The organism is Sphingobacterium psychroaquaticum (genome assembly GCF_004421025.1).
GTDB lineage: Bacteria > Bacteroidota > Bacteroidia > Sphingobacteriales > Sphingobacteriaceae > Sphingobacterium > Sphingobacterium psychroaquaticum.
Genome location: NZ_CP038029.1, coordinates 2,287,380 through 2,313,608 on the forward strand (window position 1 = coordinate 2,287,380; position 26,229 = coordinate 2,313,608).

The following is a 26,229-nucleotide window of genomic DNA, read 5'->3' on the forward strand; positions in this document are numbered from 1 at the left end:
TAATGAAGACAAAACATGTATTCTTTTCCATTTCTTCGATAGCTGTTTTAATAGTATTGTACTATGGTATTGTAGGAAATAATCGAACATCTTTTGAACGTACTTTTGTGCACGTTAACTTAGATACTTCTGATGTTTTTACCTCCAAAAACGAATTGGGTTTTAAGGATTTTGTTATTAATTCAATGGATGGTCGTATCCATAGATTAATTGCCCTAAAGCAAAGTAATGATAGTGTGGATTCTATTACATATCACATACAACCAATTATAAGTGATTCTATGGGGCAATTTGAAGAAGGTTTTGCTTTTACATTCCCTAAGAATGCACGTGTTAGATTCCTGAAAGATAAGAGCGTCTACTCTTATCACCGTTTTGGTCTATACATTGTAGACCATCAAAGCACTTTAATTCTTAACCCTGTAAATGTCTCTATATATGATGCCTATCCTCTTGTAAATGGTAATATACTTTGCTTAGGAGAAATTAAGGATACTAACTCGGAAAAGTTTGCTTTTGGTTTTTTTGAACTTAATGAAAGTACCAACGAAACTAATATTAAACATTTAATACGAGAAGAGAGTACTTCGACTAGAAGCAGTGATCTTCTGTCCTACGCTGGTCGTTTCTGTGATCTTGGTAAAAAATTAGCTTTTGTTTATGAGAGAGTCGGACAGATATTCTTTTTTGACAATAACAACGGTACGAAAATTATGACATTGCATACTATCGATAAGACCCCTGTCCCTGAAACCGTCATGTTTGGAGATTTTAATACGTACAAAAGAGGAAAAGCAAAACTTTCGAATTCTGCCGTCCTTATTGTTGATAAGCTAATAGTCGTGATTTCAAAACAGCCTATTGTAAAAGAAAAATTGATTTTAGACGTATATAAGGATATGAAATACCAAAAAAGCTTATTGTTGAAACTAGATGGAGTAAATTCAAATGATGTTGTTTTTTTTAATCAAACTGAATCTCAGTTTTTCCTAGGAACAAAAAAAGCATTATATACCATACCTATTGAGCAGCTGTTAATCAGAATAAATTTTAGTAAAACTTAAAAAAGAAAAAGATGAAAAAGAGAGCAATTTTTTTAGCAATAGCGGCAGCAGTTGGAGCAACTACTGCGCTTTATTCATTTGGCGGAGACCTGACAACGGAAGCATGTTCAGGTGACACCTCGAGATGTATCACAAAGGCGAATGGTGACGTCATCTGGGGGAATTGGGTTAGTTCTGTTCCAACACCCTCACCTCTTTAATTGATTGGGAGCTGGTCAATAGGATTACTTTTGATTCTCATTGATCAGCTCCTTTATATTGAAATTCATGTTTCCACCACTATCCTGATTAACCTAATTTTAAATGAAGTTCGCTCTATTTTTTATCATATTCATCATTTGTAGTAGAATTGGTTATTCCCAGAAAATCAGTGGTAGCGTATTTCATCAGGATGTCCCTTTACCTTATGCCTCAGTAACTATTTTCGATGAAAAAGATTCTGTTTACATAACCTTATTAACCGACGAGCAAGGGTGGTTCCAAACGACAAATTACAAAAACGCAGGTAAGATAACTATAGCGGTTACTTATATTGGTCTTAAACAGTCTAAAAAATCATATACAACGGCGGAGCTATCTAAACCTTTGTTAATTAAGCTGGAAAGAAGTAAGCAAGATATCGAAGAAATACAGGTAATTGGAGAGCTGAACAAAGTCATGTTAGATGTAAATAAGCGTGTATATAAATTCAATCAAAGTGACTTTATAAAAAATACAACAGCTGATATAGCCATAAATAAGGTGCCAGGTGTTGTGTTTTCAGAAGAAATAGGACTCAAGCTAGATGGTTACCAAACGCCACAACTATATATAAATGGAATTGCGAGTAGTACTCATAATCTGAAAAATATAGAGGTCGATGATATAGAACAAGTTGATATAGTAAATCATCCATCAGCGAGATTTAATGTGGAGCGGAGTTCTGGTATTATCAATATAATAACAAAGCATAAGGCCACTCCTTTTTACAAGGGACGTTTACAGGTTACAAAAGGCACATTGCTGGAACGAACAGGCGTGAACCCTTCATTTTCATTCAAAAAAGGTAAGTGGTTAGTAAAAATGGTATGGGACAAAAGTCGAAACGTTCAAAAGACCAACACAGATATGTACAGAAGTGCCGAAAGTTTATCTTATTATCAATTTAATTTTCGAAAAAGTACAGTAGTACAGGATAATGGGAACATAGAAATAAGACGTGATATAGACACCACAAGCTCTATTTTCCTGCGATCAGCATTTTTTGGATACAAGTTAAACGGCAATACGACCGGAAAAATTAACAATATCGAATTTCTAAATGCATCTAGAGATAAGTATTGGATTTATACCATCGATGGTGTGTACGACAAAAAAATCAGGGAGGGGCTTTTGTCTATTAAGGGAAACTACAATCTATACAGAAAAGAGGATTCCTTTCTAATAGAAAAGGAGGAGAAGTTCGAAAATACCATCAATTCCGGATTATCAGATATTGCCCTCGAAACGAGTTTCAACCATAAGCCAGATTTACTTAACTGGGCAAGCCATGATTTTGGAGCAAAATATGTAAACCGTACCTTTTTACAAGTAGAAAATATAAAATACAAACAACACAATATTGGGATCTATTCAGATTGGCGTATAAAGGTTAACCCCAAAATAGAAATATCAAACTCTATGTACTTTGATATTTCCAAAAATAATGTGGGAGATTATACAAATACCTATTCTACTTTTTTGCCATCAATAACAATTGATTGGAAAAAGAAAAATACGGCTAAATTTTCAACCTCTTTTGCTAGAAGGGTGAACAGACCTAATCCAATGGATTTAAATGAAACGATTATAATGCTAGATCCTACAACTTTCCAAAAGGGAAATATAAATTTAAAGCAGGCATCCCTTAGCACCTTAACTTTTTCCTATGTAAATGCTTATAGAAATAATTTCTTTACGGCGAATATTTTTTACGGAGCTAACAGGAATGTTATATTTCAAGATGTGGAGACCATACAAGATACCTTGATTCTTTCAAAATCGAATTTAGGAAATGTTAATAGGTTTGGGGGAGTGATTGGTCATGATTTATCACTTGGAAAGTCTATAAATATATATACCAGTGCAGGTGTAAATTACAACCAGTTGAAGAAGAGCGACAATGAACAATTGTTTAACAGCGGGTATGGTTTTATTTGCACGGGAAATATTTCGACAAAACTATTCAATAGGATAACAACAGTTGCGCTATTTGATTACAACTCGAGGAGGTACGATCTATATGCGACTACAAAAGAACGGCCTTTCACCAGCCTTCTGCTATCGGTTAATTTTATCAAAGATAAAGTTAACCTACGTTTGGCCTATGTGGATGTATTTAAAATTAATGCACGGAGAGAAATCTATTTATCATCTCCTAGTTTCGAACAAACAACATATCAGAACCGTAATTTTTCCAATATTAATATTGCAATATCATATTCTTTTGGTAAGAAATTTTCGGACGCAGTCCGCAATAAGAAGATTAAAAGTGATGATATTCAGCTTCGGTAGCTTCTATTGGTAAGGATTAAGGAGGCTGGTGGCAAAGTGTTGGCGTTTAAGAGTTTAGGCTCGACTGTATGCCTAATCTATCAAAAAGCCTGTTTTTATAGTTTTTTCCTATAGCGAGTTGCTCTCCGTTTTTCAATTTCACGTGTTGAGCATCGATGGATCTTACTTGATCCATCTGAATAATACATGAACGGTGAATCCGTATAAATGCTTGTTGCGGGAGGAAACACTCTAATTCTTTAAGGGTTGTTTTAATCGTTAGTATATCCTGAACCGTAATAATCCGCACATAATCTCCCCACGATTGAAATAGGATAATATCACTAGGTAATAAAAAAAACGTTGTTCGCCCATCTCGAAATTGCAATATCTCCTGATTGGCCCTACATCGAAAGCAACGGTATACACCGACCACCGATAATATAGAAGGAGAAGATAGCAAAGTTGACAAGCGCTTCTTCACTAGCATTATATTCGTATCGAATACTGATTTTACATCCTCACCCAACTATAAGCCTCCTTTCAGAAATTAAGTATTGCAATCCAGTTATATGACACAATATAAGTAAAATGGATTAAAAACAGAATAAAATATCTATAATTATCCATTAATCGATATAAAGGTTTGTTAAGGCAAGGGTGGGGGCTAAGGTTTTTTAGAATTCACCTCTCGCGCCTTCTTAAATAAACCAGGCGAAATGTGACAGTAACCACCGGGATTTTTATTCAGATAATCCTGGTGATAGTCCTCTGCCGTATAGAAATTCTCTAACGCTTTTTGTTCGATAACAACCGGTTTGTCAATGGTGGCGGCCAAAGCTTTTATCTTTTCTTGTATCAACACCGCATCCGCTTTATCCGTATAGTATATACCCGTTCTGTATTGAGAACCAATATCATTTCCTTGTTTATTTAAGGACGAAGGATCTACACTTTCAAAATATAAATCAATCAGTAAAGCGAGACTTACTATAGAAGGATCATAGACCACCTTTACTGTCTCCGCAAACCCACTGTTTCCGCGCGAAACCGTTTTGTAATCCGGATTCCGGGACTTTCCGTTCGCATAGCCTACGGCCGTAGCGGTAACACCCCGAACCTGCTGAAACAGGTGCTCTGTTCCCCAAAAACAACCGCCTGCGAAGTAAATTTCTTTGACTGTACCAGTTGCATCGGTGACATTTTGCTGCCCCACGCCTTCATCATTACTTGAGCGCGATGCAACATTCGGCTGTATTAATACCAAGGTACAAACGACAAGTGTTAACAAGACTACAATCTTTTTCATATTCTACAATACTATTCGTCTTATCAAAGATAAGAACTTCTACACAAAGGAAGACTCCGGTCTGTCATCCAGAAATAATATAACAAATAGCCGAAATTATATAAGTACACCTTCCATAGAAGGTTTAGTTTTGCACTTTAGTATATGAAAAAGCTATTTGTCGCCATTCTTTCACTCGTATATTTGGTACTGTCTACCGGCTTTACCCAATATATTCATTTGTGTAAGGGAACGGCGGCAAAACAGATCAGCTTCACCGATCTAACATTTAAAAATACGAATGATCCTTGTCCAATATGCACCAGCAAACACAAGGGTCTTAAAGAGAAAAAGAAGGACTGTTGTAAACACGAGACCGAAGTTGTCAAAGTCGACGACACGCTGAATGGCCAGTCACAAACCGACCAACCTGTCAAGTTTTGGGGGAATGCTATTCCCACGAATATGCTGGAAGCTTTGTTTGATGCGCAATCACTTGATGTATCGAGCAATAACGACCAATCTTATTTAACCTCAAAAGTCCCACTTCGGGGCAATCCCCTCTATATTATTCATTGCAGTTACAGAATTTAACAGTTGACTTTATGCACACCAGGTGCGCAGCATGCTATTGAGGCATGTTGAAAAAACAAGTTAAACTTTAAATTTTAGTACGATCATGAAAGCAAAAATAGTTGCTTCCATGGGTTTTGTGTGGCTATTGGGCTTTAACAGCCATGGTCAGACTTTACACCTAGAGGAAGCATTACAACGTGGTATAGTAAACTACGATAAACTGAAGGCAAAGAAATCCATTCTTTATGCCGCAGGGGAGAATACCCAATTTCAAAAACAACAATACTTACCCGATGTTACGCTGGGGGCACAGCAAAGCCTTGGGACCGTGAATATGGTTAATGGGCCGATGTATGGTCAGGGAGGACTGGCGGCGGCTTCCACTTCGATGCCGCTAGCCGAACAAAACTGGAACGCGGCATTTGGGTCTTTGTATTTCGCCAATATCAACTGGAATATATACACCTTTGGAAGATTAAAAAATCAGGTAAGGTTGGGTGCAGCGCAAGAAGAACGGGCACAAGCTGATTTGGAACAAGAGATTTTTCAGCACGAAGTCCGTATTAGCGCCGCTTACTTAAATCTATTAGCAAGTCAACGTATTGTTTATGTTCAAGAGCGCAACCACGATAGAGCCAGTGTTTTCTACGCAATGACTGATGCGCGTGCTAAAAGTGGACTAATTCCAGAAGTGGATGCCTCGCTTGCAAAAGCTGAAGTGTCGAGTGCCAAATCCTTATGGATTAAGTCGCAAGATAAAGTATTCGACTATAGCAAATCATTAGCCGTGCTCTTGAATGATGATTTTCAAGCCTATCAGCTGGATAGCTTGTATAGTACGAGCGTACCATCTGATAAGGAGGAGCGTACGACCGACCGAGTGAGCCTACATCCGTGGTTAGCCTTGCAGCAAAGCCAGATCGATGAAAGTATACAAGCCGAAGAACTTCTCAACACGCATAAGCGACCAACGGTCTCTGCTTTTGGCGTCTTGCAGGGGCGTGGTTCGGGATTCGATTGGAATTATGTACAGGATAATAGTGCCTATTCCGGAAGCTACCTGAAAGGTGTAGGGATTGATCGCAGTAATTACCTCTTAGGGGTATCATTAACCTGGAATATTACTAATCTATATCGATTCAAGTCCCGCGTGAAGGAACAGCAGCATAAAAGCCAATCGTTGCGTTACCAGTATGATCTGGGGCGTAAGGAGCTCGATAATCAGGCAAAAATGGCGGATGCACAACTTCATAATGCGTATGCAAATTTCGATGAAACGAAAATTCAGCTTACTGCAGCCAATTTAGCCTACAAGCAGCACACGGCATTGTATGAAAATGGTTTGACCACCTTGGTTGATTATACACAGGCACTTTACAGTCTCAATAGGGCGGAAATTGATTACGAAATAGCGCAGAACAATGTGTGGCAAGCTTTATTGTTGCTGGCTTCCGCAAAAGGTGATATCAGCCTATTTAGTAAAGCCGTTGGCAGCAAAGTAGTCAATAAGTACTAACAACAAACAACTCACATATGAATTTAATACGTTTTGCATTACGCAAACCCATATCTATTATGGTTATGGTGCTGGGGCTGTTGTTCTTCGGGATACGTTCAGCCAAGGATATCCAAGTCGACATCCTCCCAGAAATGAATCTTCCGGTAGTTTATATTGCGCACTCTTTCAATGGTTATACCCCCGAACAGATGGAGGGATACTTTACAAAGATGTATGTCAATATGATGCTTTTTACAAATGGCATCAAGAGCATTGAAACCAAGAATACGCAAGGCCTCACCTTGATGAAAGTTAATTTTTATGAAGGGACAGAGATGGGCCAGGCTATCGCGCAGCTATCGGCGTTATCGAACCGCTCGCAAGTGTTTTTGCCGCCCGGTGCACCGCCGCCCTTTATCATCCGCTTTGACGCGTCGTCACAACCCGTCGGACAGCTGGTTTTCAGAAGTCCTACGAAGACCAACAATCAGCTTCAGGATATAGCCAATTTCACGGCACGTCCTTTCTTGATTGCTATTCCAGGGTTAACCACCGCACCACCGTTCGGAGGAAGTCCGCGTACCATTGAAATTAATGTAGACCCTACGAAGTTACGCGCACATAATATGTCGCCCGAGCAGATCGTCGAAGCTATCAGTCGGCAGAACGTTACTTCACCTGCAGGAAATATTTATATTGATGACACCAACTACCTGACACCAACCAATAACACATTAAAAACGGTTGAAGAATTTGGTGATATCCCGCTCTTCAAGGGCCAGGTAGAGAATGTGTACGTCCGCGACGTGGCTACCGTTAAAGATGGAGCCGATATTACTACAGGCTATGCATTAATCGATGGCAAAAGATCGGTTTATATCAATGTTGCCAAGTCGGGTAAGGCTTCGACCTATGATGTGGTTCAAAATCTAAAAAAGACGATACCCAACATCCAACGCAACCTCCCGGATGATGTGACTATATCGTATGAATTTGACCAGTCCGTTTATGTGATTAATGCTGTTAAAAGTTTAATTGTCGAAGGTGTTCTGGGTGCTTTGTTGACGGGGTTAATGGTTCTTCTGTTTCTTAAAGATACCCGGGCCGCCATTATTGTAATTCTAACAATTCCGGTTTCCATTATATCTGGTGTTCTGTTTTTGAAACTTTTTGGACAAACGATCAATATTATGAGTTTATCCGGCTTGGCATTGGCGATTGGTATCTTGGTCGACGAGAGTACGGTAACCATCGAGAATATACACCAACATTTTGCGATGCGGAAAAGCAAGGCTCAAGCGATCTGGGACGCATGTAAGGAGGTTGCTTTCCCAAAATTGTTAATTCTCCTCTGTATTCTTGCTGTATTTGCTCCTGCACTGATGATGTCTGGTATTCCAGGCTCTTTATTCAAGCCGTTAGCTTTAGCTATTGGCTTCTCGATGCTGGTGTCGTTCCTGATGTCGCAGACCTTTGTGCCGGTTATGGCCAATTGGATGATGAAGAACAAGCATCAGGAAGTGGATACACATAAAGTAGGTGCATTTGATCGCTTTAAGGTGAAGTTTTTAGATTTTCTATCTACACTGATGAAGGGTAAAAAATGGATTGTTTCCATCAGTTTGGTGACAATTGTTGCTGTTGTGGCGGCCTTGTACCTCTATATAGGTAAAGATGTGTTGCCGGCAGTGAACTCCAGTCAGTTTCAGGTTCGTATTACAGCCCCTGAAGGTACGCGTATTGAAAAAACGGAGCAGAAGGTAAAAGGTGTACTCAAGGAATTGGAACATTTAATCGGTAAGGAAAAAATTGCTATATCCTCTGTTTACGTTGGTCAACATCCTTCTACTTTTGCGGTTAGTCCCATTTATTTATACAATGCCGGACCGCATGAAGCTTTGATGCAGGTGGCGCTTCGTGATTTCAAAGGTAGTACGGATGAGCTGAAAGATAAGATTCGTATGCATCTCAAGCAGAAGATGCCAGAATTGAGGCTTTCTTTTGAGCCCATTGAGTTAACAGACAAGATTCTGAGTCAAGGCGCGAATACACCGGTCGAGATCCGGATTTCGGGGATGATGAAGAAGATGAATATGATGACGGCAAAAAAGCTATTGGCTAAGCTACAGGAGCTGGATTACCTGCGTGACCAGCAAATTCCTCAGTCTATGAATTATCCTGCATTAGAAATCAATATCGATCGTACGCGTGCGGCTCAGTTGGGACTTGATGCGCAGGATATTGCAAAATCCTTAGTGGCCAGTACAGCCTCCTCCCGTTATACGAGCAAAAATATGTGGGTCGGTGGTATGATGGGAATTGCCTATGATGTGCAGGTCCAGATGCCGCAACACTTACTAAACAGCAAAGACGAGCTGGCCAATATTCCATTGTCCAAGAATGCCGAACGCCCGGTGCTAGGCGATGTTGCTACAATCACACCGAAGAAAGCACTCGGGGAGAGTTATAATCTAGGAACGATGGGGTACACTACGGTGACGGCCAATGTGCATCAGGCAGATTTGGCGCGTGCGCAAAAGGATATCGAAACCGCAATTGCTTCTTTAGGCGAATTGCCAAAAGGTGTAAATATCCAGTTGGCTGGGTTGACTCCGGTATTAGATGAAACAATGACAGGTTTAGCCAGCGGACTCCTAATCGCTATCGTTGTTATTTTCCTGATTCTATCCGCTAATTTCCAATCCTTCCGCGTTTCACTGGTCGTATTGACTACCGTACCGTTTGTGGTTATGGGGGCTTTGTTGTTGTTGTTGCTGACAGGATCTACCATAAATCTACAGTCGTACATGGGAATTATTATGTCGGTCGGCGTGTCGATTGCTAATGCTGTGCTCTTAATCAGTAATGCGGAGACACTCCGTCTTCAAAGCGGTAATGCTTTACAGGCGGCTATCACGGCGGCTGGTGTTCGTATTCGTCCGATCATTATGACCACCTTGGCAATGATGGCCGGTATGTTGCCTATGGCGATAGGTTTTGGAGAGGGAGGCGATCAGGTATCTCCTTTAGGGAGAGCCGTTATAGGCGGTCTTTTTGCATCTACTTTTTCGGTACTGATCCTCTTGCCGCTTGTCTTTGCTTGGATACAAGGTAAAGCAGCCACACAGTCGCCGTCTTTAGATCCGGAAGATGAACAAAGTATTCACTACAATCAACTATCAAAATAAAATAATGAAATCTATTATAACGATGCTTGCTGTCGGAACGATGTTATTGACAGCTTGCCAAACAGAGAAAAAAGCGCCAGTAGAAAAGAAAGAGGCTATGCCGGGTATGATGATGAACCCGATGGAAACTGTTGCGATTCAAAAGAGCAATCCAAAGGTCTTGTTAAAACTGGCCGGAGAGTTAAAGCCTGATCAGTATACAGAATTGTTCGCTAAAGTGAATAGTTATGTAAAAGGTTTGCGCGTGGATGTTGGAGATCGCGTTTCTGCGGGACAAATTCTAATTGTTTTGGAGGCTCCCGAAATACAATCGCAGGTCGCTCACGCTAAAGCTAAGATTAAAGCCCAGGAAGCAGTTTACCTATCTACGAAGTCGACCTACGATCGGATGATGAAGGCCAATGAAACGCCTGGTGCAATTGCGAAAGATGCAATGGACCAAATCATAGCTAAAAAACTAGCAGATGAAGCACAGCTGCTTGCCGCCCGTTCTACCTATGAGGAAATCCGTAATATTGATGATTACTTGGTAATCCGGGCGCCTTTTAGCGGCACTATTACGGGGCGCAATGTCGATCTAGGTGCTTATGTTGGTCCGATGGGAAAAGTGCCTCTTTTGGTGATTGAGAATAACGATAAGCTCCGCTTGAATTTATCGATTCCGGAAGCTAATACGCCATATGTACAGGTGGGCGACACGATCAGCTTCTTTGTACGTTCACAACCGCAGGAACGTTATGTGGCCCGAGTGAGCCGTAAATCGGGTAGCTTGGATGTGAATTTGCGATCTGAGAAGATCGAGGCGGACTTTAGCAATACAGGCGGTCGCTTAAAACCTTTTATGATCGCGGAGAGTAGCATTCCGTTGCAGCATAGCGAAGCAACATTTTTTGTTCCGAAACCAGCGGTCGTCGAAAGTGGTATGGGGGTATATGTTATTCGTGTGGAGAACGGAAAGACAAAAAATATCCCGGTACGGAAAGGACGTGTGATGCCCGAACAAATTGAGGTGTTTGGTGAATTAAATGAAGGAGATACGATTCTTAAAATGGGATCAGAAGAAGTGCAGGAGGGAACAGTGGTTCCACCGGCAAAGGCAGGTATGAAAATGTAATGTTATGAGATATTTAGTAAAAATATGTTGTATTGCTGTATCCGTATTAATCTTTATGGCGTGCGGTTCGGAACAGAATAATGAAACGTCATCAACGGAGCAGGCACCGAAAGGTATGTTGTTTTCCAACAATCCCAAAAGGGGAGATGTGGTTCCGAACAATCTTGTTTGTATGGTAAACGATGCCTATATGGGGAAGAAGCAAATCGAAGTCCCTTTTGAAGGGAAGATGTATTACGGTTGCTGTAATATGTGCAAGGAGCGGATCCCGAAAGATGCCAAAATTCGCTATGCGATCGATCCTTATACCTTGGAAAAGGTGGATAAAGCAACGGCTTATATTGTTTTAATCGGTGATCAGGGGGAGGTGGCTTACTTCGAAAATGAAGCCAGTTATAGAAGCTTCGAAAAGAGGCGATCATAAGGACAGAAAGGCAGGGCGTGTCCCTGCCTTTTCTATGACTTGTTTATTTTTGCCATCCAATGGTTTTGAGATATTTTATTTAGTTGCCATACGTAGGGGCTGGGCTTGTCCCCGCCCTTTTTTGGATTTGTATGTTTTCCAGTGCTTTCTAGTTAACTTGTACCACCTCCTTAATATTTGTAAGTTGTTGTAAACGAAAAAAAGATGAAAAACCAATTGAATCGACGGTCTATACGTTTACAAGGATATGATTACTCTCAACCCGGTATGTACTTCATTACACTCTGTACCGACCGGAAACGATGTCTTTTCGGTTTTATACAAAGTAATGCAGTACAGCTTAACGAATTTGGACAAAAGGTTAAATCCATTTTGTTATCGTTATCCAAACGATTTCCACACGTAACATTAGATGAATTTGTAATCATGCCGAATCACATTCATGCTATTATTGTTATCTCAAAGCCCGAATATCAATACAAAGATATCAGCACAGTTCCTCCTTCCGTTGAAAGTACTCCAGGTTTATCACAAATAATAGGTTCTTTTAAATCACTAGTATATAGGCAATACACACTGGAGAGAAACAAATTCGCAGAACAGCAGCAAATAAAACAGCATAAAATTTGGCAACGAAATTATTTTGAACATATCGTTCGTGACGGAAGTGACTATGATCGTATCGTAAATTACATTAGGGATAATCCGATGAATTGGAAGGATGATAAGCTATATACAAGTGCTACATCCTAAAGGACACTATTTTTGAGAATAAAAAAGAAACGTACGTAAACAGATGTTTGATAGTACCTACGTGGGCGACCGCAAGGGTAGCCCCTACGTAGAAAGAAAAGCATCTTCAGCATCAAAAAGCTTATTGAGCGGCAATCTCTTTGTAAAAAAATCTGTACCCCAAATAAATCATTTTTCTGTATCTGTACCTCTTTCCTGTGATGCTGTAAATTCGTCTCAAACGAAACAGTAAAATGAAAACCCAACCCGATACCTTGACAAAAATTCAGGTTCAGAACGTCTACCTTTCTGAGCTACGCGCTGTAGTAAATCTTTACAAACGTCAAATATTGCATATCTCTGAGACAGAGGTCGCCAACGCGAAGCTCACAGCTGCATTCGGACTTCCTTTAGCAGTCCTTACCAGTGATCGTAAAGTCGTTGGTTTCGCAAGGGCGCAGATTAACGATCTTGGAGCGATTGATTTGTCGTGCTACCTTGAAGAAGACTTTCTTGACGACAAACACTATATGGCATTAAAGGCCAAGGCAGAGGACAATCTGCACTATACCTTCAGCCGAGAGAACCAACAAACGGAAGACCTAGCCAGTGCGATAGAACAGCTAATCTATTGGTTGAATTTGGCATCATAAGAAATCGTAACTATATTGGATTTCGTTACGCTTAAGAAACGCGCATAAATAACATGTTACTCAAAAAAGAACCTTTATACCTCCATATTGCCAATTTGATTGAAGAGCAAATTTTGGCGGGTACGCTGCAATTAGGGGATAAGCTACCGTCCATTCGCACGGTAGAAAAGATGCATAACGTTAGTATTAATACCGTTAAACAAGCTTTTTTACTTTTAGAAAGCAAATCCCTTATTGAGTCAAGACCTCGGTCTGGTTACTTTGTGAGCAAAACGTCCATGCGTCGTTTTGCGCTCCCAACGATCGGAGACCTTGCGGCAGCTAAGAATATACGTCCTGCCGAAGACCTAATTGATAAGGTGTTTAATACCCTCAAGCAAGATGTTACGCAGTTTTCCCTCGGTGTTCCTGGCGATAATATGTTGCCTATCGCGAAGCTCAACAAAAGCTTAATAAAAGTTATATCGCGGCTACCCGACGGAGGCACAGCCTATGAGCCCGTGCAAGGGAGTCCCAATTTACGAAGAAGCGTGGCCAAGTGGAGCATGCATGCTGGAGCACATGTGACGGAAGAGGACTTGGTGACCACTTCTGGTGCAATGAATGCGCTATCCAATTGTTTAATGGCGGTTACGAAGCCTGGCGATACGATCGCGGTCGAGACACCCACATATTTTGGAACCCTTCAACTGGCTAAATCTCTAGGCTTACAGGTTATCGAGATTCCGTCCCATCCGATAACTGGACTCGAGTTGGATGCATTGAAAAAGGTACTTCATAAGATTGATATATGCTGCTTTACGGCCAATTTCAGTAACCCTTTAGGTAGCCTGATGCCTGAAGAACACAAGATAGAGTTGGTGCGCTTGCTTACAGACTATAATATCCCATTAATAGAAGATGACCTTTATGGCAATTTGTTCTTTGGCCCGAGTCGACCAGCGCCTTGTAAAGCGTATGATGAAGCGGGTATCGTTATGTGGTGTGGATCGGTCTCCAAAACATTGGCACCGGGATATCGTGTAGGCTGGGTGGCACCCGGGAAATTTAAGGATCGAGTAATCCGACAGAAGCTTTTACATACGATATCCACTCCAATTCTGTATCAAGAAGTTATTGCCGATTTTATGGAGAATGGGCGATATGAACATTATTTGAGAAATTTCCGTAATCGATTGTATGCGAACTGTATGCAGTATCAACGATCTGTCGAAGCCTATTTTCCGGAAAACACCAAGATAGCACAACCCCAAGGTGGTTTTGTCCTTTGGTTAGAACTGGATGCAAAAATTGATACTGCAGCACTATATGATAGAGCATTACAGCAGAAAATTAGTTTTGCACCTGGACGAATTTTTACGCTACAAGATCGCTACCATAACTGTATGCGACTAAATTATGCGCTGGACTGGAACGATCAACTTGAAAATGACATCAAGCGCCTAGGTAATATTGTGAAATCTGTATTGTAGCGTCGTGATATGTAGTTTGTAACCCTAAGCTCCTCGCTGGCGCGAGTCTGTGGCCTGTGTCCAAAGTTAAATAAATAGTTAAGGCACGAGCTGAAAGCTCGCGCCAGCGATTACGGTCAACAAACAGCCGCAAGATTTAGCTGCGCGATGTCTGCGGTAGGCAGGTTTTCAGCCAGTAATTGATATTTCTACAAGCCTATCTTACGATGAGCATTGCGCTAAGATCGTTTTAGAATCTATAAGAAAGACCGATCGAAGCATTACTGAAAATATCCTGGAGTGCTGTAAAGGTATGGGCTTTCCCATTAATACTCTTCACGGTAGTGTGTGTATATTGGACGAGATTATTCAAGCGTCCCTCTACACCAAGACCTTTATAGAAATTATATCTACCCCCGAGGTGTAAACCACCACCATACACATTCGCTTTTCCATTTTTTTCTGCGAAGGTCTCTGATGATTCACCATCTTTGCGCTTTAAACTTCCTTTACTAGCATCCAATTCCATAAAGAAACTAGTTTTTCCATTATCATATAAATAACGTTGAGCAAAAATACCATACCGATACATCTTCTCTTTTTCAACAGTCTCTATAGAAACGAGACCTTGGGGGAAAACTGTTACATAACTAGTTGTTGTCCGCAAGTTGCTGAAGCTATAAACTCCCCCGATTGCCCACCCCTTGTTTAAACGGTAACCAAGACGTGGGGTCACTACATGCCCTTTACTTATTTCTACAGGTCTATCATCAGCTACTACACTTCCGGCATCTGATTTATTATAGGAATAATGCGCGGATACAAAAAGGCCCTTCTCTTGCGCCTTTACACTACTGTAGATACAAAGTGCAACAAATACGATTAAAAATCTATTCCAATACATCATTAAAAAGTATAAACAGCTGAAAGAAATGCATTATTAAATGGCGACTGGAAGACGTTAAAATTCGTGTTCTTATAGTCTCCAAATGTATGGTTAACATTCACCATATTATGTAAGGAGAGCTGTACTTGGAAATGGTTAGAGAACCGATAAGCACCACCTACACGCAAGTCTACATCCAATGCCTTTATCTCTGTTTCGGATTTCGTTTCAGAAGCGCTTACATATCCACTACCAGGAGTATAGAGATCATCTAGCGGCCTCGTTAAATTGGATGACTTATATTCTTTTTTTGTTAGTTGGTAACGTGGCGTTAAATCGGCGAAAAGGTTCCAACCTAACTTTTCAAATGGTTTTACGTAAGCCCTATAGAAAATTCCAAATGATTGTGTCTTTGATTTTAATTCCGTTTGATTTAGAGACACAAGATTGTTCATATACAGGCTGTATTCTTGCGAACTTTTGCTCCTTGAGAAATCATAAGCCAAACCAATAAAGGAGTGAGCGGATAGCCCGAAGCCCAGCTGTGCGTTAATTTTTGGTGTCCCAGCAGAATATTCTTGATCCATGTTCATATCAGCCACCGAGTAAGCCGCTGTTGCTGATTTCGTTTTGCCAAAAGATCCACCAGCTTCAATAAACACTTTTGATTGTTGGCCTTTGGCCATAGTAACGACGCCTAGTATCGCTAGACCGATTAGTAATCTCTTCATTTAATATCAATAATTGGATGATTGCCAAAGGTAGAAAAAACATATAAGCCAATCAATTTATTGATAAATAATAAGACTATATCAATTTCAGCTGATTAATCAAGTGCTTTATGATCGTTGTACATGAGTCTTCCCGATAAGGCTGTAGGGATTGTCCTGCCCATAGGCTTATAAAATCAGTCCGCTCCTGCGTTCGTGCCAACTGCCGTAACGGTGCCGTCAGCTTATTTTGGTAGGGGTAGGGTAATACAAAGCCACTATCTTCCATCTGTGTCATAAAGGTTGTATTCAATCCACGGGCATAGCGCCCTGTGAAGCTCTTCGTTAAGCAGTTGTCAGATTCTATAGCGTTACGTAGACGTTCTTTTTCGAATGGCTGAAGTGCACTTTCTGCCGACCCCAGGAACATACTGCCCAATTGAAATGCTTGCGCACCGAGATCGTATGCCGCTTGGATAGTATGTACATTATATAAACCACCGGCATAGATGAGTGGCAGGTTCACCGCATCATAAACTTGCGCAAGCAAGGATAGACCACCGATCTGGGGGAGTGGTCCTTCCAGGAACGTTCCGCGGTGACCGCCCGCTTCAATACCCTGTACACAAATCGCATCTATACCAGCAGCTTCCAATACTTTTGCTTCAGCGACCGAAGTGCAGGTGCCAATTAAGAACACACCGCTCTCTTTCAACCGCGTAACAGTTGCGGGATCGAGGTTGCCAAAAGTAAAACTAACAATAGGACAGCCCTCTTCGAGGATGATATCAATCTGATCCTGGTAGTTGGTCAAAGAAATAGTATCAATATCCGGTAAAGACACTTCCAAACCATGCTTTCGTGCTAAATCTTGCACAAATAAACGGGTTTTATTGTAGCTTGTTCGTAGTTCGTTAGATAATCCGGGAATAGAATGCGCAAAGAAATTTACCGCAAAGGGTTTCTCCGTTAAGGTCTTGGTTTGACGAATCAAATCCCGACATACTACGGCAGGTAAGTCTCCTAAGGCAAGTGACCCTAGTGCTCCAGCCGCCGATGCAGCAGCAACCATAGCAGGGGTCGTAACACCTAACATAGGCGCCTGCACAATTGGTGTGTCTACACCAAGCATCTGGGTCAGGTTATTTTTTAATAACACCATACTTCAAAGTTTGTAGATTAGGGGCTAAATAAAGCTACCATAAACTTATCAAAAAAACGTTGATAGCTTCGGTATAAAGATAAGTAGCCCAACGATAAAAGCCGTTATTGCACTTAGTAATACAGCCGCCGCGGCAAGATCCTTAACCTTTTTTAATAGAGGTTGTCTTTCTTCGCTAACAAAGTCGACTAGGGCTTCCAAAGCACTATTGAATAATTCGCAAATGAAAACGAGCCCCATACAGAAAATAACAGCTATCCATTCATAGCGATTCAAACCGAAGGAGAACCCTAAAATAGTGGTCAAGACGGCAATTGAAAAGTGAATCCTACTATTATGCTCTTCCCGAAGCATTATGCGTAAACCATTCCAGGCATAACGAAAGCTTTTTAAACGCTTACTAAATGAAAACTTGTCATTATCCATACGGTGCGGTTTATTAGAAAAACAAACATCGTGTAAATTTATTGACTTTAATAAAAAAGCAGGAAATAATCTTTTTTACACCTCATTTCTAAAATGTTATCAAATACTTTTTTATGCATTTTTATGAAAGATTTTTCATAAGTTTGAGTATAAAACCACCAATAAACGTAAATATCTATGAATAAATACTTGCTAGTCCTTTTAATATGCTGTTTTATGCATGGTTTGACCCACGGTCAAATCAAGTATATGAATGATCATATTAAGACGGGTGCTGAACAGACAGAAAAGTACCTGCCCTTATTGAAAAACAAACGTGTCGCCATTGTTGCCAACCAAACAGCGATTATCGGTAAGAGCCATTTAGTGGATAGCCTCCAGAAGCGTGGCGTACAGATTGTGAAAGTCTTTGGCCCGGAGCATGGGTTTCGTGGGAACGCCAGCAACGGCACTGAAGTAGGGGATGAGGTTGATAAGGTGACAGGAATCCCTATTATTTCTTTGTATGGCAGTAAAAGGAAACCAAGTCAGAAAGACCTAGCTGATGTGGATATCCTCATCTTTGACATACAAGATGTTGGTTGTCGTTTTTATACGAATATAAATACCCTACGCGATGTTATGGAGGCTTGTGCTGAATATGGAAAAGAAATGTTGATACTGGATCGTCCTAACCCGAACGGTTACTTTATTGATGGTCCTATTTTGGACATGAAATACAGCTCCGGTATTGGTCAGTTTCCGATACCCATTACTCATGGATTGACGGTGGGGGAATTTGCACAAATGGTTAACGGAGAGCGTTGGTATAAAGGGGCAAACCGTTGTAAACTTCAAATCATAAAAAATGCAAACTATACGCATGATATGTTCTACAGACTTCCGGTTCCACCGTCGCCTAATCTGAATACGCCAGAAAGTATTCTATTATATCCTTCTACCTGTCTATTTGAAGGGGTAGCTTTAAACCATGGTCGTGGGACCGACTATCCATTTACACGGGTTGGTGGACCGATGCTCAAAGGTATTTACACCTTTTCGTACGTGCCTAGGAGTATACCAGGCAAGAGTGAAAGACCGTTGTTCAAAGGAGAGACATGTTACGGCATGGACTTGCGCTATTATCCACTAGACAAGCTGGTAAAGGAGAAAAAGATCAACTTGACTTGGATGATTGAATTATATAAAAATCATCCTGACAAAGATAAATTCTTTGATCGTACCTTAAGCGACCAGATAGGTAATATTGACTTCCTTGCAGGTGTTGCCGAATTTAAAGAACAGATCAAACAAGGTCTTACTGAAGCGCAAATACGTAAATCTTGGGAGCCCGGGCTTGAAAAATACAAAATTATGCGCAAAAAATATCTATTGTATCCGTAGCTAATATCCCCTTGAATTTGTGTTAATTAATTAGAAAAAAATTAACACAAATTCAATATCCATTCCTTACATTTGACGTTTCCATTTAACTTTTCTATGGCAGACGTGATACAGACATCAAAATTTACAGGGTACGAGAAGATTGTTATTCTCCTCTTGGCCCTTACGCAATTTACGGTGGTATTGGATTTTATGGTGATGTCACCCTTAGGTGATTTGCTTGTTTCATCCATGAACATCACAGCTTCTTCTTTTGGAAATGTCGTATCGGCATACGCATATAGTGCAGGTATTTCTGGACTATTGACAGCCGGTTTTGCCGACAAGTTTGACCGTAAGAAACTCCTTATTTTCTTTTATGTAGGATTTGTCATCGGAACTATCTGTTGCGGTATTGTGGATTCCTATACTGGAATTGTTGTTGCTCGTATAGTGACCGGTTTATTTGGAGGTGTAATGGGGTCTATATCAATGGCGATTATTACTGATATTTTTCCCTTAGAGAAGCGAGGTCGCGTGATGGGGTTTGTGCAGATGGGGTTTGGAGCAAGTCAAGTATTGGGTATACCTATTGGTTTGTATATTGCTAATCATATGGGCTGGGAAGCACCTTTTTTGTTTATCGCAGGCTTTTCGATCTTAATTCTTCTCGCTATTATTTTTGTTTTGAAGCCCGTGCAATACCATTTGCATATCAAGCGGGAGCATAATGCGTTAATCCATTTACTGCAGACCGTTAAGAACCCGAACTATCAGCGCGCGTTCTTAACCACGTCACTATTATCTTTAGGTGGCTTTATGATGATGCCATATGCTACTATTTTTGCCGTACACAATTTAGAAGTTACGAGTGAGCAATTACCTATTTTATTCATGGTATCAGGTTTGGTCTCCTTGTTACTTATGCCGTTTGTAGGTCGTTTGAGTGACAAAATAGATAAATTTAAACTATTCTCATTAGGTAGTATTTGGTTGGTTGTTTTTTGTATCCTGTATACGAATATGGCCGGACTTCCATTTGGTATAGTACTGGTGCTAAATACCTGCATTACCATTGGAATCTTGTGTCGTATGGTTCCTTCTATGGCTTTGATGTCTGCTGTTCCAGATAATCAGGACCGTGGCGCCTTTATGAGTATCCAGTCCTCCATCCAGCAGATTGCAGGTGGGATTGCGGCAACCATTGCAGGACTTATTGTTTTTCAACAAACACCGATGTCACCACTACAGCACTATGATATTGTTGGTTATGTCGTAGGTTTGTTTGTTTTCGTTTCGTTATTCCTGATGCAAAGGGTCGATCGGTATGTTAAAAGCAAACCGTTGAAGCGGACGAACTAATGGCGTTCCTTTAATGATTATAAGGTTGTTTAGCTAAACAATCCAACGACTCGATTGTTATTCTCTTTGGCAGCATAAATCCATAAATTTAAAGTAAATGAATATGCAAAAGGAGATTAGACTTTACATGTTTCAGACAGGTGTTCTGCAATGTAAAGAGAATAACATCAAAATGAATGCATCGCAGGAGCCTTATGAAATTCCTGTTCCTTGGTACCTGATCACACATCCGAAAGGCCATATTATTATTGATGGCGGAAATGCTGTTGAATGTGCCACAGATCCGAAGGGATACTGGGAAGGTATTACGTCGGTGTATTGGCCGGTCATGACTAAAGAAGAAGGCTGTGTACACACCATTGAAGCTTTAGGGCTAGATGTGAACGATATCAAACTAGTTCTTCAATCTCATTTGCACTTAGATCATACAGGCGCCGTTGGACGTTTTCCTAATGCAACACATCTTGTGCAACGCAAAGAATATGAATATGCCTTTACCCCCGATTGGTTTGCTGCCGGTGGTTATATCCGGAAAGACTTTGATCGACCAAACCTGAAATGGCAGTTTTTAGAGCTAGACTACAACGATGTTTACGATGTGTATGGTGATGGTGTAATCCGGATGATACCCACGCCGGGACATTCTCCGGGGCATTGTAGCTTCTTGATAACCTTACCAAATTCAGGCAGTATTTTATTGGCCATTGATGCGGCATATACCACAGACCATTGGGATGAAAAGGCACTCCCAGGCTTTCTAGCTTCTACTGTAGATGCGGTACGCTCGGTCAAGAAGTTGCATCAAATTGCGGATAAGTATGATGCCATGGTAGTGACGGGCCATGACCCCGCAAAATGGTCCACTTTTAAGAAAGCACCGGAGTTCTTTTACGATTAATAAACGGACATATGAAAACGAAAGCAGCTGTTTTGCGGCAGTCGGGCGGGCATGAACGTCCGTATACTGTTTCTAAGCCATTAACGATTGAGGAGGTCACGCTTGATAAGCCAGGAAAATACGAAGTAATTGTTCAGATTAAAGCCGCAGGGCTTTGCCATTCAGATCTTTCTGTCATCGACGGAAACAGGCCGCGTCCAATGCCTATGGTTTTGGGGCACGAAGCAGCCGGAATTGTCGTTGCCTTAGGCGAGGGCGTCACAACATTCAATAAAGGTGATCATGTCGTTTTTGCATTTTTACCGTCTTGCGGCCATTGCGAATACTGTATGTCCGGACGCGCGGCGCTATGTAATCCAGGGGCAAAAGCAAATAATGAAGGCGTACTGCTTAATGGCGGGCGTAAAATAAAAAACCATAACGGTGATGTATACCATCATCATCTTGGTGTTTCTGGTTTTGCAGAATATGCGGTAGCATCCATCTACTCACTTGTTAAGATAGATAAAGCGTATCCGTTTGAGATTGCAGCCCTTTTTGGTTGTGCCGTTATGACGGGAGTTGGAGCTGTTGTACATACGGCTCAAGTACATATGGGAGAGAGTGTGTTGGTGGTTGGCTTGGGAGGCGTCGGGCTATCGGCGATTCTGGGTGCCAAAGCGGCGGGAGCATCCCAAATTATTGCGGCTGATGTAAGTGAGGCCAAGCTACATGTCGCCAAACAATATGGTGCGACACATGTGGTTAATTCGAGTCAAGAACATGCATTGGATCAAGTAAAACAAGTGATTACGCCTTCTGGCGTTGATAAATCAGTTGAATTTGCAGGAGCGATGCCCGCCCTAGACTTTGCCTTCCATGCGACCAAGAAAGGTGGTGTTACTGTAACCGGAGCATTACCACATCCTGATGCAAGATTGAGCTTAAATCCATTAATTCTTGTCGGCCAAGAAAAGACACTAAAGGGATGTTACCTCGGAAGTTGTGTGCCCAGTATTGATATACCAAATTTCTTGGCACTATACAAAAAAGGAGACCTTCCAGTGGACCTCCTAATTACGCATCGATTGAAGTTAGATGAAATAAATGAAGGGTTCGAGCGCTTGGCAAATGGTGATGCTATCCGTCAAGTGATTATCTTTGATTAATAATAAATGTGAAAATGAATAATTATAAAGACCTCCTTTTTGAAGAGTCGTTTGTGGATGGCAAATGGCAACATGAAGGGCAAGAGCGTATAGAAGTTAAAAATCCCGTAGATCTTTCTGTTATAGGTAAGGTCTATGATGAGGGGCGTCCTTTCGTTGCAAAGGCTATTGATGCAGCTCACCGCGCTTTCCCCGCTTGGAAAGCCAAGTCCGCGAAGGAGCGTAGCGCAATATTATTGGCCTGGTACAGTCTTATTCAGGAAAATAAGGAAGCTATAGCAACTATTATGACACTCGAGAGTGGGAAACCATTGGGAGAAAGTCGAGGGGAGATTGATTATGGAGCGGGATACATCCAATGGTTTGCCGAGGAAGCAAAACGCAACTATGGAGATGTGATTCCCGGCTTTACGGCTGACAAACGTATTATGGCACTAAAAGAGCCTGTCGGTGTAGTAGGGGCTATTACGCCCTGGAATTTCCCTTTAGCCATGATTACCCGTAAGATCGCGCCCGCTTTAGCCGTAGGCTGCACCGTGGTTGTTCGACCAAGTGAGTCTACGCCCTTAACGGCTTTAGCGATAAATTATCTGGCACATCAGGCGGGCTTTCCTCCAGGTGTAATTAATACGGTAGTGGGTTCCAATGCTTCTGAGCTTGGGAAAGAATTGTGTGAAAGCAAGAAAGTTTCGAAGATATCTTTTACAGGTTCTACTCGTGTGGGACAAGTATTGATGGCACAATGTGCCCCAACCTTAAAGAAAATGAGTTTGGAGCTGGGGGGCAATGCGCCATTTATTGTATTTGATGACGCGGATATCGATTTGGCTGTAAAGGGCGCTATTGCGGGTAAGTTTCGCTTCGGGGGACAGACCTGTGTCTGTGTAAACCGAATACTGGTTCAGGCAGGTATTTATGACGCTTTCGCAGAGCGTTTTGTTAAAGCAGTACATGCGCTGAAAATGGGAAATGGTTTAGCTGAAGATGTTTCTATCGGTCCTTTAATAAACCAGAATGCAGTGAAAAGAATGGGGGATATGTTGGCAGATGCCGTTGCAAAAGGTGGTATAGTAGCAACTGGTGGACATGCTAAGGCGCCTTTATTTTTTGAACCCACAGTGCTTCTAAATGCAACCTCCGACATGGATTTTGCACAAAATGAAATCTTTGGCCCTATTGCGCCGCTGTATAAGTTTGAAACCGAAGAAGAAGCCATCCAGATGGCGAACGATACAATTTACGGATTGGCCAGCTATTTCTACACCAATGATTTAAATAGGTCTTGGCGTGTACGCGAACAATTAGAGTATGGCATCGTGGGTATTAATGAAGGCTTGGTTTCTTCAGAAGTGGTCCCGTTTGGAGGTGTTAAGTATTCTGGACAAGGAAGAGAAGGGTCTAAGTATGGGTTGGATAGCTATATCGATATCAAATACGTTTGTGTCGGTAATGTACGCTAAGTTTCACTAAAGCATTTGACAAAGTCTGAATTAGGGAGTTTGTCAAATTGCTTCTTATAATTTGCGGAAAAATGACCTGGCTTCGAGTATCCCACGACATAGCTCACCGCATTTATACTTTCATATTTCCCACTTTCCAATAGTTTCTTTGCTAGCAATAGTTTCTCTTGTATAAAGAAGTTATTGGGTGAGTTTTTTAGTATCTTTTTAAAGATCTTTTTATACTTCGAGGCTGACATTCCAGCCATATCTGCTAAATAATCGATTCCAGGAAAAGGTTCGAGTAGCCTATCAAGGAGGTACTTTTGTGACGCCATAATCATATGTACTTCCGTTGCGGAGAGCCGACCTAATTCAGGTTCTTCTTCCGACATTTTCTCTATGAGGTAACCAAATGCTTGTAATGCTGTACCCTGCGCCTTAAAAACAAAGGTAGCATCTGCAAAAGAGCAATCTCGCAAGTTCAATAGCGCAATTTTGGTACGACTATCCATATGAGTATAAAAGAAAATTGTATTTTTTCGCGTGTCAAAAGCTTTTTCAGCTTTGGAAAGGGGTAGTTTACCCGCTAAATAGTGTTTTAATAGTTCTTTAGATATCAATAACCTAAAGGAGTACATTCGCTGTCCAATTGGAGCAATATACGTACTCTCTAGGCTTCCATCAACGATGCCCATTCCCAATTGTGCTTGGTATCCGACCTGATGTTGCTCTCCATTGACGTGATGGATACTCAACTCTTCACTCAAATCATAATAAGCAATGCAATAGTCTTCCGAACTTGCATATTTAGTAAGGATATATTGTTCCCGGAAGGTAAAATCCACAATGAGTAGCATTAGGCCGGGTAATACTTCGAGATAGAAAGAACAGCCATCTCCGATCTCTTTAGGAAAAATCAAATAATGGTCGTTAAATGAAACCGCGCCTAAAGCATCCTTAAAATCTTGTTGCCAATCGATTGCTATCCCCATGCGGTGTTTGATGATCTTAGCTTTCATGTCTCTTTAGATTATAAAAGGTTACTATACTCTTTTGGCAATATCCCAAATCTATTTTTAAATAAGGATGTTAGGTGTGACGGATCAGCGAAATGTAGTCTATGGGCCACCTCTGCTATGGTGTACTGTGGATCTTCGAGCAGCTCACGAGCAAGAGTTAGCTTATTATCCATAAAAAAGGAACTCGGAGACATGCCTGTTACCTTCAGGTAAAGACGTTTAAATTTAGTCTCTGACATGTTTGCATCTTTAGCGAGAACACTGATACCCGGAAAGGGATTTTCTAATTGTTCGAGTAGGTAAGATTGAGCAGCCAATATGGCTTTGATATCTGTATTATCGACTTTCTGAATAAGGACATCTCGATTCAATCCCTGATCGATACAGCTTGCCAATAGAAAATAGACACTAGCCTGTAAAAAAACATCAAAGGAAATAGCGTTGGGATCTCGTCGCTGCAGGTCATGGATCACCTGCCAGGCGTGGTTGTCCATACGATCATACCGTACAATTGTATTATACGCATCATCAAATAGGTGATCTAATACATCTGTAAAAATATGAGAACGCGTTAGGTATTCTTTCAAAAAGCTTTTCCGAACGAACAAACTTAAGTTAAAGGTCTTGGTGCCTGCTTTGACCGAGTAGTCAACATCAAGAGCACTATCCAGGATTGCCAAATTAAACTTCCATCTCCCCATGGGACGTGCCGTTTCACCTAAAATGTGTAAAGATTCACCTTCATTTAAGTTAAAATAAATACCCACAAAATCATGGTTACGATTTCTTAGCTTGTAACAGACATCCTGTTGATAGGTCATGTCGGCCAGCATTACCGTAATATGGGGACTCACGGAGGTGACATAATGACTACCCGTATAAACCTCTCTCGGTACGATAAAACGACCGTTCACAACCTCTCCATCCAGTTGCTGAACCATATGGTCTACCCAGTCGGTCTCCACGCCAAATGAATGCGTTATTTCTTTCATCTTAGTTGACAGTTAAATCATTCTGAAAACAGGTATTACCAGACTTTTGTTCAGGCAACTTAATACTTTTTTTTGGGAAGAAATGATTTTGATCCTTAGCTTATAGTATAAAGTCTGTTGTTGGCCTTTTACTACCTGTTTGCACACTACTTTTGTAACGTAAATAATGCACAAATTGATACAAACGAATAATAACAATGAAAATTAAAAGCATCAGAAAACTCGTTACCAATATCGTAACAGCGCTTGAGCGTTAATTTGTTGCAGTAAAATCTTAACATTTTTCAGCTGTTTTAGTACGTTCATAACTAACAATCCCTTTA

24 protein-coding genes are annotated in these 26,229 nt (G+C 41.0%); 16 read left to right on the forward strand and 8 right to left on the reverse strand.

Annotated features, from left to right (window positions below; genetic code table 11):
- Nucleotides 1–2 precede the first annotated feature (2 nt).
- The 3 genes from E2P86_RS09665 (at nucleotide 3) to E2P86_RS09675 (ending at nucleotide 3,596) form a co-directional block, all read left to right on the forward strand.
- On the forward strand, nucleotides 3–1,064 hold the full coding sequence (locus tag E2P86_RS09665; protein WP_134432686.1) for a hypothetical protein: 1,062 nt from the start codon (nucleotides 3–5) through the stop codon (nucleotides 1,062–1,064).
- 11 nt (nucleotides 1,065–1,075) lie between these two features.
- Complete coding sequence (locus E2P86_RS09670; RefSeq protein WP_134432688.1) at nucleotides 1,076–1,264, forward strand: hypothetical protein; 189 nt, start codon at nucleotides 1,076–1,078, stop codon at nucleotides 1,262–1,264.
- A 103-nt stretch (nucleotides 1,265–1,367) separates the two neighbouring features.
- The gene (locus E2P86_RS09675; protein ID WP_085471782.1) at nucleotides 1,368–3,596 is read left to right on the forward strand and encodes an outer membrane beta-barrel protein; all 2,229 of its coding nucleotides are present in this window, start codon (nucleotides 1,368–1,370) and stop codon (nucleotides 3,594–3,596) included.
- A gap of 46 nt (nucleotides 3,597–3,642) precedes the next feature.
- On the opposite strand, the gene E2P86_RS18395 is transcribed toward E2P86_RS09675, so the two are convergent.
- Both E2P86_RS18395 and msrA read right to left on the reverse strand, forming a co-directional pair.
- Nucleotides 3,643–4,065, reverse strand: coding sequence for a LytR/AlgR family response regulator transcription factor (locus E2P86_RS18395; RefSeq protein ID WP_134432690.1), 423 nt, complete (start codon nucleotides 4,063–4,065; stop codon nucleotides 3,643–3,645).
- A 177-nt stretch (nucleotides 4,066–4,242) separates the two neighbouring features.
- The gene (gene msrA / locus E2P86_RS09685; RefSeq protein ID WP_134432692.1) at nucleotides 4,243–4,884 is read right to left on the reverse strand and encodes a peptide-methionine (S)-S-oxide reductase MsrA; all 642 of its coding nucleotides are present in this window, start codon (nucleotides 4,882–4,884) and stop codon (nucleotides 4,243–4,245) included.
- Between the two features lie 144 nt (nucleotides 4,885–5,028).
- Between msrA and E2P86_RS09690 the strand changes: the two genes are divergently transcribed.
- The 8 genes from E2P86_RS09690 to E2P86_RS09725 all read left to right on the forward strand — a co-directional run bounded on the left by E2P86_RS09690 (nucleotide 5,029) and on the right by E2P86_RS09725 (nucleotide 14,520).
- Entirely contained in the window at nucleotides 5,029–5,457 is a 429-nt protein-coding gene (locus tag E2P86_RS09690) for an HYC_CC_PP family protein (RefSeq protein ID WP_085471779.1), read from the forward strand.
- 85 nt (nucleotides 5,458–5,542) lie between these two features.
- Nucleotides 5,543–6,955 (forward strand): TolC family protein, encoded by a 1,413-nt coding sequence (locus E2P86_RS09695; RefSeq protein WP_085471778.1) that lies wholly within the window; start codon nucleotides 5,543–5,545, stop codon nucleotides 6,953–6,955.
- A 17-nt stretch (nucleotides 6,956–6,972) separates the two neighbouring features.
- A complete protein-coding gene (locus tag E2P86_RS09700) occupies nucleotides 6,973–10,125 on the forward strand; it encodes an efflux RND transporter permease subunit (RefSeq protein ID WP_085471777.1) in 3,153 nt (1,050 codons plus the stop codon).
- Nucleotides 10,126–10,129: 4 nt separating this feature from the next.
- Nucleotides 10,130–11,239 (forward strand): efflux RND transporter periplasmic adaptor subunit, encoded by a 1,110-nt coding sequence (locus tag E2P86_RS09705; RefSeq protein ID WP_085472004.1) that lies wholly within the window; start codon nucleotides 10,130–10,132, stop codon nucleotides 11,237–11,239.
- A 4-nt stretch (nucleotides 11,240–11,243) separates the two neighbouring features.
- On the forward strand, nucleotides 11,244–11,663 hold the full coding sequence (locus tag E2P86_RS09710) for a hypothetical protein (protein ID WP_085471776.1): 420 nt from the start codon (nucleotides 11,244–11,246) through the stop codon (nucleotides 11,661–11,663).
- A 204-nt stretch (nucleotides 11,664–11,867) separates the two neighbouring features.
- Nucleotides 11,868–12,416 carry a transposase gene (locus E2P86_RS09715; RefSeq protein WP_085471775.1) on the forward strand — a complete coding sequence of 183 codons (549 nt, stop codon included), beginning with the start codon at nucleotides 11,868–11,870 and terminating at the stop codon, nucleotides 12,414–12,416.
- 233 nt (nucleotides 12,417–12,649) lie between these two features.
- On the forward strand, nucleotides 12,650–13,048 hold the full coding sequence (locus tag E2P86_RS09720) for a hypothetical protein (RefSeq protein WP_085471774.1): 399 nt from the start codon (nucleotides 12,650–12,652) through the stop codon (nucleotides 13,046–13,048).
- 53 nt (nucleotides 13,049–13,101) lie between these two features.
- Nucleotides 13,102–14,520: an aminotransferase-like domain-containing protein gene (locus E2P86_RS09725; RefSeq protein ID WP_085471773.1), complete on the forward strand. Its 1,419-nt coding sequence runs from the start codon at nucleotides 13,102–13,104 to the stop codon at nucleotides 14,518–14,520.
- A 229-nt stretch (nucleotides 14,521–14,749) separates the two neighbouring features.
- Here the strand turns inward: E2P86_RS09725 and E2P86_RS09730 are convergent, their stop codons facing one another.
- From E2P86_RS09730 to E2P86_RS09745, 4 genes are all read right to left on the reverse strand, one after another.
- A complete protein-coding gene (locus E2P86_RS09730; RefSeq protein ID WP_134432694.1) occupies nucleotides 14,750–15,406 on the reverse strand; it encodes an outer membrane beta-barrel protein in 657 nt (218 codons plus the stop codon).
- Entirely contained in the window at nucleotides 15,406–16,116 is a 711-nt protein-coding gene (locus tag E2P86_RS09735; protein WP_085471771.1) for an outer membrane beta-barrel protein, read from the reverse strand. The genes E2P86_RS09730 and E2P86_RS09735 overlap by 1 nt, the downstream gene beginning before the upstream one ends.
- Nucleotides 16,117–16,192: 76 nt before the next feature.
- Complete coding sequence (locus tag E2P86_RS09740; RefSeq protein ID WP_240775484.1) at nucleotides 16,193–17,257, reverse strand: NAD(P)H-dependent flavin oxidoreductase; 1,065 nt, start codon at nucleotides 17,255–17,257, stop codon at nucleotides 16,193–16,195.
- Between the two features lie 48 nt (nucleotides 17,258–17,305).
- Nucleotides 17,306–17,683 (reverse strand): diacylglycerol kinase family protein, encoded by a 378-nt coding sequence (locus tag E2P86_RS09745; RefSeq protein WP_085471769.1) that lies wholly within the window; start codon nucleotides 17,681–17,683, stop codon nucleotides 17,306–17,308.
- A gap of 216 nt (nucleotides 17,684–17,899) precedes the next feature.
- Between E2P86_RS09745 and E2P86_RS09750 the strand changes: the two genes are divergently transcribed.
- The 5 genes from E2P86_RS09750 (at nucleotide 17,900) to E2P86_RS09770 (ending at nucleotide 23,913) form a co-directional block, all read left to right on the forward strand.
- Nucleotides 17,900–19,066, forward strand: coding sequence for an exo-beta-N-acetylmuramidase NamZ family protein (locus E2P86_RS09750; RefSeq protein ID WP_394346512.1), 1,167 nt, complete (start codon nucleotides 17,900–17,902; stop codon nucleotides 19,064–19,066).
- A gap of 96 nt (nucleotides 19,067–19,162) precedes the next feature.
- On the forward strand, nucleotides 19,163–20,407 hold the full coding sequence (locus E2P86_RS09755) for an MFS transporter (protein WP_134432696.1): 1,245 nt from the start codon (nucleotides 19,163–19,165) through the stop codon (nucleotides 20,405–20,407).
- 103 nt (nucleotides 20,408–20,510) lie between these two features.
- Nucleotides 20,511–21,305 (forward strand): AttM family quorum-quenching N-acyl homoserine lactonase, encoded by a 795-nt coding sequence (attM, locus tag E2P86_RS09760; protein ID WP_200811746.1) that lies wholly within the window; start codon nucleotides 20,511–20,513, stop codon nucleotides 21,303–21,305.
- Between the two features lie 11 nt (nucleotides 21,306–21,316).
- Nucleotides 21,317–22,453 (forward strand): zinc-dependent alcohol dehydrogenase family protein, encoded by a 1,137-nt coding sequence (locus E2P86_RS09765; RefSeq protein WP_134432698.1) that lies wholly within the window; start codon nucleotides 21,317–21,319, stop codon nucleotides 22,451–22,453.
- Nucleotides 22,454–22,467: 14 nt separating this feature from the next.
- Entirely contained in the window at nucleotides 22,468–23,913 is a 1,446-nt protein-coding gene (locus E2P86_RS09770) for an NAD-dependent succinate-semialdehyde dehydrogenase (protein WP_085471765.1), read from the forward strand.
- On the opposite strand, the gene E2P86_RS09775 is transcribed toward E2P86_RS09770, so the two are convergent.
- Both E2P86_RS09775 and E2P86_RS09780 read right to left on the reverse strand, forming a co-directional pair.
- Nucleotides 23,910–24,914: a helix-turn-helix domain-containing protein gene (locus E2P86_RS09775; protein WP_085471764.1), complete on the reverse strand. Its 1,005-nt coding sequence runs from the start codon at nucleotides 24,912–24,914 to the stop codon at nucleotides 23,910–23,912. The two genes, E2P86_RS09770 and E2P86_RS09775, sit on opposite strands and share 4 nt — an antisense overlap.
- A gap of 11 nt (nucleotides 24,915–24,925) precedes the next feature.
- Entirely contained in the window at nucleotides 24,926–25,906 is a 981-nt protein-coding gene (locus E2P86_RS09780; protein WP_134432700.1) for a helix-turn-helix transcriptional regulator, read from the reverse strand.
- Nucleotides 25,907–26,229: the final 323 nt, after the last annotated feature.